The following is a 14,810-nucleotide window of genomic DNA, read 5'->3' on the forward strand; positions in this document are numbered from 1 at the left end:
ACCGCCGTCGATGCTCTCTCTGACGACTGATTTTAGCTGGTTTGCCAGGTCCTGGCGGTCTGTGAAAGTCGGGGTGGTCGAATGTGAAAATTCATCCACCGAGGGTTCATTGGACGGCGCAGATGATGGTGGGTTCCTGGGACATGCTCCTGTCGGCCCGCACCAGGGTGACGCTGATGCAGGTCTGGCCCCCCAGCGGACTGTCGATGCGGGCGGTCGGCTCTCGGGTCTGCACGCTGCGGCCATGGTCTCCGGCGCCGCCCTGGTCAAGGGGATGCCAAACATAGGTGTCTCCCGGTTTGGGATCGGGATTGGCCCAGGTGAAAACAGCCGTGGTGCCCTGGTAGTGGCCCTGACCCTGGGTCGGCGAGGGAACCGGTCCCTCCTGCAGATCCTGGGGGTCACTCGAATCCGTCGGGTCCGGGGACTGCACCTGTTGGGATTGGACCTGGGAGGAGCCTGTAGTCGGCTGTGAACCGCGTTCGAAATGGTTCGGCAGGCCGACAATCAGGGCGCAGACCAGGACTATGGTCAGGACGGCAGCGAGAATCAGTGCCAGCAGGATCAGACGGCGGCGGCCGCCGGGAAACCACTTGGCCTGGCTGTCTCCATGATCAGGGACCGCCTCCCTGTCTGGGCGCAGAAGTGGTTGGGAGATGGCCCCTGCCTCGGTCCAGGGGTGGCCGGACTCCTTATTCTCTGGTCGATTTTCTCCTCGGCCTGCGATGGCCCCGGTCTGGGCTTGTGAGCGTGCATCCGCCGTGGGGTAGGGATCGATTCCCTCGCCGATGAAGGGCGTTGCATGCCCGTAGAGCTCCTGCTGGACCTCCTGGAGGGCGCGGCCGAACTCCAGCGCCGAGTAGTAGCGGTCGTCCCGGTCATGGGCCATGGCCTTCTCCAGGACGGCGGCCAGCACAGGGGAGGCCTCGCCCATGTGCAGAACCGGGGTCTCCGCTGTCAGGATCAGCTGGGCCAGGTGATCCTCATCCCGGGCCCGGTAGGCGTACTCGTAGGGGGAGCGGCCGGCCAGCATGCCGAAGAGCGAGGCTCCCAGGGAGTAGATGTCGCTTGCCTCGGATCCTCCTGAGCGGTTCTCCAGGACCTCTGGGGCCGCCCAGGGTATGGAAAGCCCGCCGGCCCGTTCGCCTCCATAGATGCCCGAGGAGATGCCGAAGTCGGCCAGGACGGGCAGACCCTGGTCGGTGATCAGGAAGTTGCTGGGTTTGACGTCCCGGTGCAGGATCCCCCGTTCATGGGCGCAGTAGAGGGCCGAGGCCATGCGTACTCCCAGGTCCAGCACGCCTTGCTGGCCCATGCCCCCATTGAGCATGATGGTCTTGCAGCTGCCGCCCGGGGCGTATTCGAGTACCAGGCAATCCCGCCCGTCATCGCTGACCAGGGCCTGGTGGATGCTCAGGATGCAGGGGTGGGTGGAGAGCTTGGCCATGGTCTTGGCCTCGCGCAGAAAGAGCTGATGGGTCTGCTGATCCATGCTGCCTTGGAGGGCCACTTTGACCGCCACTGGTCGGTTGAGCCCCTCCTGTTCGTACAGGTAGACGGCGGCGGTGCCTCCCAGGTCCAAGGGGCGCATAAGCCGCAGCCCGGGCAGCACTGGCGCATCGTCCATGGATGGAACCGCACCTGGGTGTCGGGCCTGGGAACCATTCTGCTGCAAGGGACATCACCTCCTAAGGACTGCCTGAGAACTGCTATCCACGATAACAGCACGACGCTCCCGATCAGGCATCCTTTCAACCTCTCGCGGACAGTCCCGGACCAGCGGGTTCCGGACCCTGTAGATGGACCATGCCGGACCCTATTCTTGTAGCTATGAGCAAGCAGCCACCGGTGGATCCGCAAGAGGCCATGGAACCGGTCCGTGCCCTTATCGGCGATCGGCTCCAGAACGAGGAGGGCCGGCCCACCCGGGCCCTGGTGGTGGCTGGTCCTCCCCGCAGCGGCAAAACCAAGCTGGCTACTCAGGCCCTGCTGGCCGGTATGGAGCAGTTCGGCGACGGTGCCAGTATGGCCGTATCAGGTAGGATTGCGGCCGACCAGGTCAGCCGTCAGGTCATTCTCAAGTGGGGCAGGTCCGACCGCACCCGACCTGTGGGCACCCTGCAAGCCCTGGCTTTTCGCCTGCTGACACGGTCCCGGCTGGTCCAGGGTGGCCGCGATCCGCTCCTGCCCAGACTGCTCAACGGTGCCGAGGAGGATGCCCTGCTCAGGCAGGTCATGACTGCTCACCTGCAGCATGTCCAGGCCGGGGACGACTGCGCGGTCTGCCGACTCCTGGAACGCTACTTCCGCAACGGGGCGGGTTGGTCCTCCGTCCTGATCGGCGACGGGCAGGGACGGGTCGTCGGGGTCGCCGACAGGTTCATCGCCCAGCTGCGGGACATGTTTGCACGCATGACGGAATTGGGACTGGACAGGGGGGACCGGGACCAGCTTCTTGATGCCCTGGCAGTCCAGCCCATGGACCCCGACCGCCGCGACCGCCTGGGTCTGCAGTGGCGGTTGGCCTTCGCCCTGGAGGACGAATACCGCCAGAGCATCACCGAGAGTTACCCGAATGAATTCCGTCTGGACCCCTCCATGCTTATGGTCGAAGCCTCCCGTAGCCTGGACGGGTTGGCTGATGACGACCTGCCTGACCTGCTGGTCGTGGACGACTGGCAGGACATCACCCTGGCTGGTATGGACCTGCTGCAGGGTTTGAACCAGGCCGGTTGCCGACTTCTTCTGGTGGGCAATCCCGACCAGTCGGTCCAGTCCTTCCGCGGCTCCTACCCGGAATTCTTGGCCACTCGCCTGACGGTCTTGTCCAAACCCATGCGAGGTGCCTCCGCCCCTCTTCTGGCCCGGGACTTCGCCTGTCTGGGCGCCGCCAACGTGACCCTGAAACCCCGGAGGATGGTGGCTCCGAAGGCAGCCGCAGAGCATACCGAAAGCGGCCAGGGGTCCGACCCGGCGGCTCCGGGTTCCTACGCCGATCTGGTGGCTGCCAGGGTCAGCCTGGGCATAGCCGGGGTCGAGGAGAACGATACCCCCCTGCCGACCAGACCCGGCAAGCTGCCCGCCTGGCCCGGCGCCGGACCGGTGGCGCCCCTGACCGACGGCGACAGTCTCATCCGCGACGGCAGCGTGCAGACCAGGCTCTTCCACACCCCCGACCAGGAGGACGACGACCTGGTCTGGCAAATCAAGCATGAGTTTCTGGCCGAGAAGCGTGACTGGAACGACATGGCCGTCATCGCCCACGACAACATGACCCTGCGCACCTTGGGCCGTAAGCTGCGCGTTCAGGGTGTGCCGGTGCGCTTCTCCTCGGTGACCCGTCCGCTCAGCCAGGAGCCTGCCATCCAGGGTCTCTTCGCCCTGGTCGAGCTAGCCCAGTCGGTACTGGATCCCACTACCGCCGGAAGCGACCCGGACGATCCGGTCCAGGTGGCCGCCTGGATTCGTTCGCGCCTGCGCACCCTGATGGCCGGCCCCCTCTTCCGGGTTCCCGCAACTGCCGCTCGTGCAGAGCGTCCCGTCAGGATGGAACGCCTGGAGTCCATCATGGAGACCATGGCCGCCTTGGCCCCCCTGTCCGGTCAGCAGGGGAGCGATCCGGACACATCAGGCACTTTGAATGATTTGCCGCTCCTGGGACAGGCCTGGCAGACCTGGGTTAAGGACCTGGCCGAGCGGCGGGCTCAGCGGGTTCATTCATCCGGCATCAGCGTTGACGACTCCCTGTTGACCGGGCACGATTCCCCCGAGCCAGGGGGCGGGCCTGGTCCCTTCTCCACTGCCTCGGCCCCCGATCAACCGGTGGATCTGGGAGACCGGGATGCTCAGCGGCCAGCCATTCTTTCTGTCCAAGCCCTGGAGACCCTGCTGGTTCTGGACCCGGATGACCGATCCTCGGGAATCATCCTGGAGACCATGACCGCCATCGCCGGAGGCCGCCGGGAGGATCCTGACGTTCAGGTCCTGGACAAGGCCCTGCAGGTTCTGCATCTGACAGCCAGCCGCATCAGCGTCCTTGAGGACCGTCAGCCCCAATATGTGCTCTGGGAGGCCTGGCGGAGCCTGGATCTTGCCGACGACTGGCAGCGAAGGGCCTTGATGGCCACCCAGGAGGGGGAGGAGGCCAACGACCGTCTGGACGCGCTCATGCGGCTCTTCCAGTACGCGGCCGGCTCCCGTCGTTTCCCCACGGTCGAGGCTTTCATGGACCAGGTGCGCACCATGCAGATCGAGGCCGACTCCCTGGCGCGGATCGGGCCCATCGAGCACGCCGTCACTCTGACCACACCCGCCGGCGCTGCTGCTCTGGCCACCGACTGGCCCCTGGTCTGGCTGCCCGCTGTCCAGGACGGTGTCTGGCCCAATCTGATTCCCCGCGACACCATGTTCGGAGCCGAGGAGCTGGCCGACCTGGTCCTGCACGACCGCATTGGTGACCCCCTGGCGGACACGCTCAGCCACGATCCTGCCCTGCGCTCCATCCTTTACGCCGAGAAGAAGGGTTTTCTGGAGGCGCTGACCCGGGCCCGAACCCAGGTGCGCATCAGTGCGGTCTGGAACGATGACCTGGTTCCTTCAGACTTTCTCTACGGCTACCTGCCCGAACGCTATCCACGCACCGCCGATATGAGTCAGGCCGAGTTCAGCATGGTCGGCGCTGGCTCAGGCGGCAGTGAGCGCTATGGGGGACTGGAGGTGTCTCCTAGGGGCCTGACTGCGGCCGCCCGATCCATCCTGGCTGTTCAGGCGTTGCTTCCGCAGGACCAGGTCGACCGTGACCGAGTGGACGATGCCGTGCAAACCTTGCGTTTGCTGGCCGACCAGGGCCAGGACTCGGCCGATCCACGGCATTGGCCTTTCCTCTACAACAATGATGACAAGAATGATGAGGATGGTGTTGCCGAGCCGACATTGGATCAGCATGTCCCAGACGGGCAGTCCACGGTTGGGCCGGCCTTGGATCGGCATGCCCCAGATAAACAGTCCGCAGTTGGCCAAGTCCCGGATAAAGAGGTTTCGGTTGAACAGGCTGCCGTGTCAAGGGCTGTGACCGCTGCCGCGGGCGTCGCATCGGTTACTGAAAGAGACCATGTTTCCCGGCCTGCGCCTGCTTCCGTCAATCAAGCCGGGCAGGCAGATCGAATACAAAACGGTGACCGGGGTCATGAGCACCGCCATGAACACCGATCCGACCGCCAGGTGGTTTTGCTCTCGCCCTCGGCGGTCGATGCCATCTGGAACTGCCCCCTGGAGTGGGCCCTGGGCGATCAGTTCTCCGGCCCATCCCCATCCAGGGTGCCCACGGAGTTCGGCTCACTGATACACAAGGTGGCTAGCGAGGGTACAGCCCAGGGTTTGGACCGTCCCGGCCAAGGCGATCCTGATGCCCGCCAGCAGCAGGTGCGGGATGCGCTTCTGGGCATCTACCAGGATCTGGCTCCCCAGGAACAACGCCTGCGGGACCCAGACGAGCTCTATGACCAGCGCGGCCGCAGCAGCCGGGTGGAGTCCATCCTGGACAACCTGGCCTCTTATTTCGTCCGCTCCTCGGATTCCGAATACGGCCTGGATGGCAAGAGCCCGGTACCGGTCGGTGATCTGCTGGGTGTGCAGAGCGAGCGATCCTTCGATGTCAGCCTGTCCATGGAGGACCTGGTCCCTCTTTGGAAGGCCACTTTCCCTGACAAGCCCTTGGATGCCGACGGGCTCTTCGCCCTGATGTCCGGCCTGGTCGACGGCTTCCCTTCAGCCCTGGATGCCAGGACCACGGTCAGGCTGACCGGCCGCATAGACCGTCTGGAGGTCAGGTCCCTGCCCGAGGGCATCCGTCTGCGGCTGGTGGACTACAAGACCGGCAGGGTCCCCTATACCCAGGGAAAGCTCTTCAACGATCTGCAGCTGGTCTGTTATCAGCTGGGCCTGGCCTTCCCGCCCACACCCGGCAGCAGCCCGGAGGTGGGGGCTGCCTGGAGCCTGCCCCAGGCTCCCGATCTGGACAGGACCGAGGGGATGAAGCTGAGTCAGTCCCTGCTTTTGCAGCTGCAGGCCCCGCCCAAGGATGTGCAGACGGGGCTGCGCCGGGAGGAGATGGCCTACCAGCCGCCACTGTTCGAGCGTGACAGGCTGGTCACTGTCGCTCAGCCCAGAACCGGCATGCCCTCCCCGCTCAAGTCCAAGGCCGAGCCTGCGGACCTGCCGGATCAAGTTCCGCCCGGGGTGGATGCGGACCTGTGGGCCATGGTCCGAGCCTCCAGAGTCTCCTCCCAGGCTGTATGGGGGCTGACCATGATAGCCAGGGTCTTCTTCGCTGCCGGGGTCAAGCTGACGGCTGGCCGGGATGATGCGGTCTTTGACCCTGCCCGTTGCCATCGGGCCAGCAATGGCCAGGAATGTCAGGCATGGCAATTGGTGGCGCCCAATCTACTGGAGGATCAGGAATGAAGCAGACTGCCGAACAGTCCGCCATCGTCGATGCGGATGTCAATGAGGATCTTCTGGTGGTGGCTGGCGCCGGCTCGGGCAAGACCATGACCATGACCAGCCGGATCATCGCCCTGATACGTCGCGGAGTGCCCTCCGAGCAGATTCTTGGACTGACCTTTACCCGCAAAGCTGCCTCCGAACTCCAGTCCAGGGTGGGTGCGGCGGTCATCCGACGCGACCAGGGCGGAGGCGCCTCGGGCATGGATCCCGAACGCAACTTCCTCAAGCCGACCGTGTCCACCTATGACGCCTTCTTCCAGTCCATCGTGCGCCAGTACGGCCTACTGGTGGGTATGGATCAGGACACCCGTCCCCTGAGTTCGGCAGGAGCCTACCAGTTGGCTTCCCAGGTGGTCGCCGACCATCTGGATCTGATCTTTCCCGCCGGTTCCTCGGCGCAGGATGGCGACTCCGACGACCTGGGCTCCGCCACCTTCTCGACCACGGTCAACCGGGTTCTGGGGCTGACCGGGGCGGTGACCACCTCCATGATCAGCAGCGACTGCCCGGATTTCGACCAGGCTGTGGAGCGAATCCGCGCCTGGGACCGTGCCTTTGTGGATCGTGCGGACCAGCTCATCGGCGACCAGCCTGTGCCGGACACCGAGCCCACAGTCAGCACGTCACCGCCCAAGCGAAGCAAGAAGGAGACCGACGAGCACTATCAGGGTAAAATCAAGGACTTCCGAGACAAGCGGCAGAGTATTCGCCTCTACCGGGTGGATGCCATGCGACGGGCCGTCCTGACACGCGAGAAGCTGCTGACCCTTGTCCAGGACTACCAGCGTGCCAAGCGCCAGGCCAACATGGCCGAGTTCGGCGACTTCACCTTGGCCGCCTTCCAGCTGGTCGAGCGTTTCCCCTCCATCAGCGCCCAGCTGCGACGCCGCTACAGCCACGTCTTTCTAGATGAATACCAGGACACCTCCACCACCCAGGCCCTGCTTCTGGCGGCTATCTTCCACCCGCAGAATCGGCAGGAGAATCAGGGGAGTGCGGACCAGGCTCCCGGCAGGTCGGCCGTGACCGCCGTGGGCGACCCCTTCCAGTCCATTTATGCCTGGCGTGGGGCCAGTCCCGGGGCCTTCCGCACCTTCCAGGCCCAGTTCGGCATGTTGGCCGACCGACCCGACTCCGGCAGTGGTCCTCTATCTGGCGTGACAGCCTTTGGGCGCTCGCAGGACCAGGACCCGCTGACCCTGTCGCGCACCTTCCGCAACTCCAGCTGGGTGCTCAAGGCCGCCAACCAGCTGACCGTCCCCTTGCGCCATCGGGGCCAGGAGAGCCGGTCGGAAGCGGAACTGCGCGAGGTGGACGTGGCCAGGCTCCGTCCTCGTGAGGACGCTGACCCGGGTACCGTGGGTCTCTTGGGCTACAGCACCGGTGGCCAGGAGATCGATGGCGTGGTCAGGTTCGCCCTCAGAGCCCGCGAGCTCTATGGCAACCAAGGTGACGCGCCGCACGTGGCTGTCCTCTTCCGCTCCAAGGCCGCCCTGCCCAGGTACCGTCAGGCCATGGAGGCTGCGGGACTGAGTTGCCAGGTCGTCGGGTACTCCTCTCTCTTCGACCGGCCCGAGGTCATGGATTTGCGGGCCCTGCTCTCCCTGATATGCGACCACACCGACAGCGATTCCCTGATGCGCCTGCTGGCCTCGGCCCGGTTCGGCATGGACGCGGCCGATCTGAGTGCTCTGGCCTCCCTGGCCGCCAAGGTCAACGAGGACAGCCAGTACCGGGCCCTGGTCCGGGCCGGCCTGGTCGAGTCCGACCCCGATCCGCGCCGCCGTCGCGAGGATCTACACCGTTACCGTGACCAGGTTCCCAACGACGTCTTCCTGGTGGACCTGCTTCTGCGTGATGACCTGCCAGACCTCTTGAAGAACTCCGGGCTCTCTGCCAGGGGACGGGTCCTGGCCGCCGAAGCCGCCCGGGTCATCTGCCAGGTCCAGGCCGAGTCCTCGGCCCCCCTGCGCCAGGTGGTCATCGCCGCCATCCGTGCCCTGGACCTGGACGTTGACCTGGTGCTGGCCCGTTCCCTGGCCAATCCTGAACGTCCTCTGGAGCCCAGCCAGGCCAAGGCAGGCATTCAGGCCCTGCTGGACCAGGTGGATGTCTATCTGTCCGAGCTGCCCCAGGGCCTGGGGCCCAGCCTACGTGGGTTCGTCTCCTGGCTGTCCTCCCTGGACCAGAGCCCTGAAATGCCCACTGACGGGGACGACCGACAGGCCGACGTGGCCCTGATGACCGTCCACCAGGCCAAGGGTCTGGAGTGGGATGCCGTAGCGGTGGTCGGGCTCAAGCGTGGAGCATTCCCCAGCAGCCAGGGCGACCGGCTCACGGTCAAGCCAGCCTCGGACCAGCCGGTTGTCCAATCCCCGGATGGCCCGGTCTACCAGTACAACTGCACGGCTCGTACCTGGCTGGTCGATCCCCAGTCCGTGCCGGTGCCGGTCCGGGCTGATGCCATGATCCTGCCCCGCTTTCCTCATGATGCCCCCCTGGGAGCTGACCCCGAAGACCTGCTGGGTCGGCTGGACCTTGCGGGCTTGGAGGAGGAGGCCATGGGCCTGTCTCGGGAGAGCGGGCTTGATGACCAGGCCCGCCCTGTCCGGGCTGATGCCATCGCCCCCTCTCAGCGCGAACAGTACGGCCGTCGGCTGCTGGACGACGAGCGACGGCTGATCTATGTGGCGGCGACCAGGGCCCGGCATGATCTTCTGCTGACCTTCAGCCAGGATTCCCAGGCGGAGTCTGCTGCTTTGAACACGCCGGCTCCGGACCCGGATAAGGCCTCCAATTTCTGGACCGAACTGGTGGAGCTCTTCCAAGAAGAGCCCGATGCGATCAAGCTGGAGCAGGCAGAGGATGCCCAGGAGGGTCAGCCAACGCCACCCCTGGGGCTCTTTGTCGGTGAGAACGCCCAGTCCTACCGTCAGGCCATCGTTGACCGTGCCCTGGAAGAGGTGGACCAGGTCGCCGCCCGAGACGGCGAGCGTGATCAGGCGCTCTGGCCTCCGGTTCTGAATGCACGCACACGCGAAGCCCTGAATCGCTCGGCCGCCTGGGCGCGCGCCGGGGAACCAGGCGACCAGGAGATCCCTGAGGAGGGCGATGACGGGCTCTATGCCAATGCAGTCCGTGTCCTCCAGGTCAGCACGGGTCGTCTGGGGGTATCTGACGACCAGCTGCTCACGGACCTGGATCTGCTGCGGCGCACCGGCCGTCGGATCCTGGGGCATGGGGCTAGCAGTGTCACCGCCATCCAGGCCGGTTCGGCAGGGGGCGATCCCAAGATGGAGAGGGATTACTGGCAGGGGCTGGTCAGACCCATACCCAAGGTGGCCTCCCCGCAGGCCGAGGCGGGCACCCGCTTCCACGACTGGGCCAGGCGCTTCATCCTTCCCGACATTTCCGCCCCCCAAGGACTGGTGGACCTGCCGGATCAGGCGGAAGCACCGAATCTGCTTGATGGTCCGCTGGGTCCTGGTGCCATGGCTGAGAGGGCCCGCATGCTGGCCGGGCTTGACCAGGAGCGGGAGTCCTTGGATTCCAAGACCGATCCCGTTAAGGCCCGTCTGCTGACCTGGGAGCAGCGACTGGCTGAGTCCGATTGGGCCCAGCGCACCCCCGTCTGGGTGGAACGGCCCATCGTCGCGGTGCTGGCAGGCCAGATCGTCAAGGGCAAGCTGGATGCGGTCTTCGCAGGCGGACTGGACCCGGATCGCCCGGATTTGCGCTACACGATTGTGGACTGGAAGACCGGAGCCCGACCCCGTGGGGAGGAGTCGACCAACCGCCGTCTGGTTCAGCTGGACTTCTACCGGCTGCTCCTGTCACGCTTGGAGGGTATCGGCCTGTCGACCATCGACGCCTGCCTTTATTATGTAAGCGAAGACCGGCCCCAGGATCGACTCATCAGGGCCCGTGCCAGGACCGAAGAAGAAATTCTCACATCCCTGGCCGAGGGCATACCCGAGCAGTCGGACGAGGACTGAGTCTGCAGCAGACCCCGCCGGACAAGGGCGATGGGTGCCGCGCATCAGCAATCATGAACAGCAGGCGATCGGCAGACGGCCAAGGGCCGTCGAGGGGCCGGGCACGCCCGAATGGAGCAATGAGACAGATGACAACGTCCAGTAGTCACGACCAGGCCTCCCAGCGGAGGGGGAGCGTGGAAATAAGACCTATGGTCTGGGCGGATATGCCCGACCTGGTGGGGACCTTCGACGCCACCTGGAAGGTGCAGGAGGATCCTGAAGGGACTGTTTCGCGGCTGAGTGCCGCCCACTTCATCCTGCATTACCTGGTGGGTGCCACCAGGGCCCGGATAGCCGTTGATGGGCAGAACTTTCTGGGGGTGACCCTGCTGGCCGAGGGGCGTGGCGAACTGTGCTTCCCCCAGGCCCAAGAGGAGCTGGACCGAGTGGACCAGCAGCTGTCCGCCACGACGCTGGGCGCTCAGACCCTGGACCGAGCCCGCCAGTGGCAGCTGACCGAGGTCAAGCTGGAAGAGAAGTGCGGTTTGGCAGTCCCGCCCCAGGCCGAACTGAGGCTCTTCCTGGTCTCCAGCCGTGCCCGGGGCCGCGGCGTGGGCGGTGCACTGTGGCGTGACACCTTGGAGCATCTGGACCAGGCGGGCATCGAGCGCTTCTACCTGCATACGGACTCTTCTTGCGATGTGGGCTTCTACGATCACCAGGGCATGGAGCGGCTGGCCGAGCTCAAGGGGCGGGACCATGCAGCCTTCGCCGGGCGCGACCCTTCCGACGACCCGCAGTTCTTCGAGGGAATCGACGACATCTTCATCTACGGCGGCCGTGTGAGCGACCAGCTGGGCAAGGACGGTGACCGTGGCGGCCGCTAAATCCCCCTTCCTGCGCCTGTTCACCTATCCGGGCGCCGCCGGCTTCTGCCTGTCGGCCGTTCTGGCCCGCCTGCCCCTGGGCATGATGGGTCTGGGCATCGTACTGGCCTTGAACCACATCTATGACAACTGGACCTCGGCCGGTCTGATGAGTGCCGTCTACACGCTCTGCGCGGCCCTGGTCACCCCCTTCTACGCCCGCCTGTTCGACCGGTTCGGCCAGCGTCGGGTCGGCGTGACCGCCCTGATCGTGCAGGCTCTGGCCATCCTGGGATTTGCCGTGGGTGCCATGCGCCGGGTTCCCCTGGGAGTGCTCTTTGTGCTGGCGGCCCTGATGGGCCTGACCCAGTTCGCCTTCGGAGCCCTGGTGCGCACCCGCTGGGCTTGGGTGCTGCGCGATGACAAGACCAATCTGCTCAACACCGCCTACGCCTTGGAGTCTGGCCTGGACGAGTGCGTCTTCATCCTGGGCCCCATCCTCTCCGCCTACCTGGCAACCTCGGTCAGCCCGGTCTCCCAGCTCTACCTGCCTGCCCTGGCCCTGCTGGCCGGCGGACTGACCTTCTTCGCCATGCGTTCCACCGAGCCTCCGGCCGTCGTTCGTATGGAGACCGTTAACCAGTCTGCGGCGGATCATTCGCCGGTGGACACCCATGGGGACGTCCTGCCCAGTGACACTGACAGCCACCAGGGCTCCCGCTCGGCTCTGGTCTACCCGGGCATCCTTCTGCTGGTGGTGATCTTCGTCGTCTTCAACATGAGCTTCTCGGCGGTGGACGTCTCGGTGACCGCCCTGACCAAGTCCATGGGCCGCGAGGGTGCGGTGGGTCTGCAGCTGGCCCTGTTCGCCCTGGGTTCCCTGTGCGGGGCGCTCATTTTCGGCTCGGTCAGGCTCAAAGGATCCCGCTGGCGCTATCTGACGACCTTCCTGGTGCTGCTGACCCTGGGCTATGTGGTCTTTCGCCTGGTCATGGACAATCTGATCCTGCTGGGTCTGGCCGAGGTGCTGACCGGCCTGTGCGTCTCGCCCATCTTCGCCACCGGCAACCTGATCGTGCGCGAGAACGTGGATGCCAGGGCCCTGACCGAGGGGCTCTCCTGGCTGTCCACCGGCGGATCCATCGGCACCTCCCTGGGATCCACCCTGGCTGGAGTCGCCCTGGATCAGTTCGGACCCCACGGCGGCATGACCATTCCGGCGGTGGTCACCTGCTGCGCTGTCCCTCTGGCCCTGTTGGGCTGGGCCAGGAGCCGCAGGAGGGGTATGGTCGTGAAAAAGACCGAAAATGCACAGTGAAATGAAATGAACAGTCGAGAAGGAGGCAGCCGATGATTCGCGTATCGGTGCTGGGCGCAGACGGACGCATGGGAACCGAGGTGGTGCGTGCTCTGAATGACGCGCAGGATATGCAGACGGCCCTGCTGCTGGGCCCGGGCGATGATCCGGCGGCCATCAATCCGAGCAACACGGATGTGGCGGTCGACTTCACCAGCCCCGATGCCGTCCTTAGCAACACCCTGACCCTGATAGGGCAGGGGGTCCACTCCGTAATCGGCACCACCGGTTGGACCAAGGAGCGCCTGGACCAGGTCAGGCAGGCCCTGGACGGACATCCCGGGCTCAGCGTTTTCATCGCTCCCAACTTCGCCATTTCTGCGGTGCTGGCTGACCGATTCGCAGCCATGGCAGCCCGTTACTTCGAGTCGGCCGAGGTGGTCGAGATGCACCATCCCGACAAGGTCGACGCCCCCTCTGGCACGGCTCTGGGTACTGCTTCCGCCATTGCCGAAGCCCGCCGTCAGGCTGGCATGGGTCCCATGCCCGACGCGACCCAGCAGGCTGATGCTTCCAGGGGCCGGGTGGTTGACGGTGTTCATGTGCATGCCGTCCGGCTGCGGGGCCTGAACGCGCACGAGGAGATCCTCATGGGCAACCCCGGCGAGCAACTGACCATCCGCGCAGACAGCTTTGAGCGCGTCTCCTTCATGCCCGGAGTCCTCCTGGCCGTGCGCCGTGCTGGGAGTATTCCCGGACTGACTGTAGGCCTGGACCACTATCTGTTCTGATATCCGCAAGAGCATCCCCGTCTGCAAGGAGCGTGAAGATATGACTGAGACCGTTGCCCATCTGCTTCCTTCTGCCCCATTTGGCCGGGTGATCCCCGCCATGGTCACGCCTATGAACAAAGACGGATCCGTGAATTACGAGGCTGCCGCCAATCTGGCCCGCACCCTGGTGGCCGATGGGGCCGACGGCATCCTGGTCAACGGCACCACAGGCGAGTCTCCCGTCACCCACATGGAGGAGAAGGTCAACCTGGTCAAGGCCGTCAAGGATGCCGTCGATGTGCCGGTCATTTCGGGTGCGGGCTCCAATGACACGGCGCACACGGTGCGCATGGTGGAGATGGTCCAGGAGGCCGGGGCGGATGCCCTGTTGGTGGTCATGCCCTACTATTCGCGGCCTTCCCAGGATGGTGTGGTGGCGCATTTCCGTTCGGTCTGCCGGTCGGCTGATCGGCCGGTTATCCTCTATGATGTGCCTGGACGGACCGGGTTGCACGTGACTGTGGATACCTATCGTCGTCTTGCCGGATTGCCGCATGTGGAGGCCGTCAAGGATGCTACGGGCGACCTGGCTTCCATGCCCCGCAAACGTCGGGAGACCGGCCTGACCTGGTATTCAGGTGATGACGGGCTTTTTCTGCCTTTCCTGGCTTTGGGTGCGGTCGGCGTCATTTCGGTGATTGCCCACGTGGCCTCCGGACCGATGAAGCGTCTGGCCGACGACTTCGATGCCGGGGACCTAGATGGCGCACGGGATCTGGCCGTGCGTCTGGACCCGCTGGTCCAGGCTCTGAACGGCCAGGGGCAGCAGGCGGTCATGGCCAAGGCTGCCCTGAAGGCGGCCGGCAGGCTGGATCAGACCGCCATGAGGCTGCCCAATCTGGGTCCCGATGAGGATCAGGTGGCTCTTGCTCGAAAGGGCATGAAGGCTGCCGGGCTGATCTGAATCAGTTCTGAAAGCGACGATGCCATCGCCCCTTCTCTCCAGCCACGTCGCCGGGCGCAGCAGATGGGAGCAAACCGTTGCTTGTTGTTGGCTGAATCCTCTCGCTGGTTTGTGGCCCTGGTCTTCCCGATATCCATGGTCCGTCACTGGATTTTGATCATCCTCTTGGATTTCCGCGGATTCCAGATGTTTCCGGCTTGGCTGTCGTTGCGGATTGATTGGAGGTTAACCAGACGGGGACCTGCCCCGATTTGTCTCATTGGCTCTCCGGCTGGCATGCAGTGGATGATGCCAATGGTGCGGGCGCTGTAAAGGGCGCTGTCCATCCTCACTCCCAGATCGAGGGCCTACTTCTCTCTCAAGAAGAGTTCATGGGCATCATGGCTGCAGGCGCTTGCCTTGACGGCTACCGGGGGTGAAGAAGCCTCC

7 protein-coding genes are annotated in these 14,810 nt (G+C 65.0%); 6 read left to right on the forward strand and 1 reads right to left on the reverse strand.

Annotated elements, in window-relative coordinates; genetic code table 11:
• Positions 1-106 precede the first annotated feature (106 nt).
• Entirely contained in the window at positions 107-1,675 is a 1,569-nt protein-coding gene (locus P272_RS0101455) for a serine/threonine-protein kinase (RefSeq protein WP_172636681.1), read from the reverse strand.
• A gap of 155 nt (positions 1,676-1,830) precedes the next feature.
• Between P272_RS0101455 and P272_RS08550 the strand changes: the two genes are divergently transcribed.
• The 6 genes from P272_RS08550 (at position 1,831) to dapA (ending at position 14,381) form a co-directional block, all read left to right on the forward strand.
• The gene (locus tag P272_RS08550; protein WP_044097632.1) at positions 1,831-6,462 is read left to right on the forward strand and encodes a PD-(D/E)XK nuclease family protein; all 4,632 of its coding nucleotides are present in this window, start codon (positions 1,831-1,833) and stop codon (positions 6,460-6,462) included.
• Positions 6,459-10,499 (forward strand): UvrD-helicase domain-containing protein, encoded by a 4,041-nt coding sequence (locus P272_RS0101465; RefSeq protein ID WP_029677797.1) that lies wholly within the window; start codon positions 6,459-6,461, stop codon positions 10,497-10,499. The genes P272_RS08550 and P272_RS0101465 overlap by 4 nt, the downstream gene beginning before the upstream one ends.
• A 128-nt stretch (positions 10,500-10,627) precedes the next feature.
• Positions 10,628-11,368, forward strand: a complete 741-nt coding sequence (locus P272_RS0101470; RefSeq protein ID WP_044097633.1) for a GNAT family N-acetyltransferase — start codon at positions 10,628-10,630, stop codon at positions 11,366-11,368.
• Positions 11,355-12,665 (forward strand): MFS transporter, encoded by a 1,311-nt coding sequence (locus P272_RS0101475; RefSeq protein WP_044097634.1) that lies wholly within the window; start codon positions 11,355-11,357, stop codon positions 12,663-12,665. Before P272_RS0101470 ends, P272_RS0101475 begins: the two co-directional genes overlap by 14 nt.
• A 32-nt stretch (positions 12,666-12,697) precedes the next feature.
• The gene (dapB, locus tag P272_RS0101480; RefSeq protein WP_029677800.1) at positions 12,698-13,435 is read left to right on the forward strand and encodes a 4-hydroxy-tetrahydrodipicolinate reductase; all 738 of its coding nucleotides are present in this window, start codon (positions 12,698-12,700) and stop codon (positions 13,433-13,435) included.
• Positions 13,436-13,475: 40 nt separating this feature from the next.
• Positions 13,476-14,381 (forward strand): 4-hydroxy-tetrahydrodipicolinate synthase, encoded by a 906-nt coding sequence (dapA, locus tag P272_RS0101485; protein WP_029677801.1) that lies wholly within the window; start codon positions 13,476-13,478, stop codon positions 14,379-14,381.
• Positions 14,382-14,810: the final 429 nt, after the last annotated feature.

The organism is Bifidobacterium sp. 7101, from assembly GCF_000499285.1.
In the GTDB taxonomy this organism is placed as follows: Bacteria; Actinomycetota; Actinomycetes; order Actinomycetales; family Bifidobacteriaceae; genus Bombiscardovia; species Bombiscardovia apis_A.

Excerpts from the sequence above, each read along its gene's own strand:
- dapA (WP_029677801.1), top strand. The coding sequence starts at position 13,476 with ATGACTGAGACCGTTGCCCATCTGCTTCCTTCTGCCCCATTTGGCCGG.
- P272_RS0101465 (WP_029677797.1), top strand. The coding sequence starts at position 6,459 with ATGAAGCAGACTGCCGAACAGTCCGCCATCGTCGATGCGGATGTCAAT.
- P272_RS0101470 (WP_044097633.1), top strand. The coding sequence starts at position 10,628 with ATGACAACGTCCAGTAGTCACGACCAGGCCTCCCAGCGGAGGGGGAGC.
- dapB (WP_029677800.1), top strand. The coding sequence starts at position 12,698 with ATGATTCGCGTATCGGTGCTGGGCGCAGACGGACGCATGGGAACCGAG.
- P272_RS08550 (WP_044097632.1), top strand. The coding sequence starts at position 1,831 with ATGAGCAAGCAGCCACCGGTGGATCCGCAAGAGGCCATGGAACCGGTC.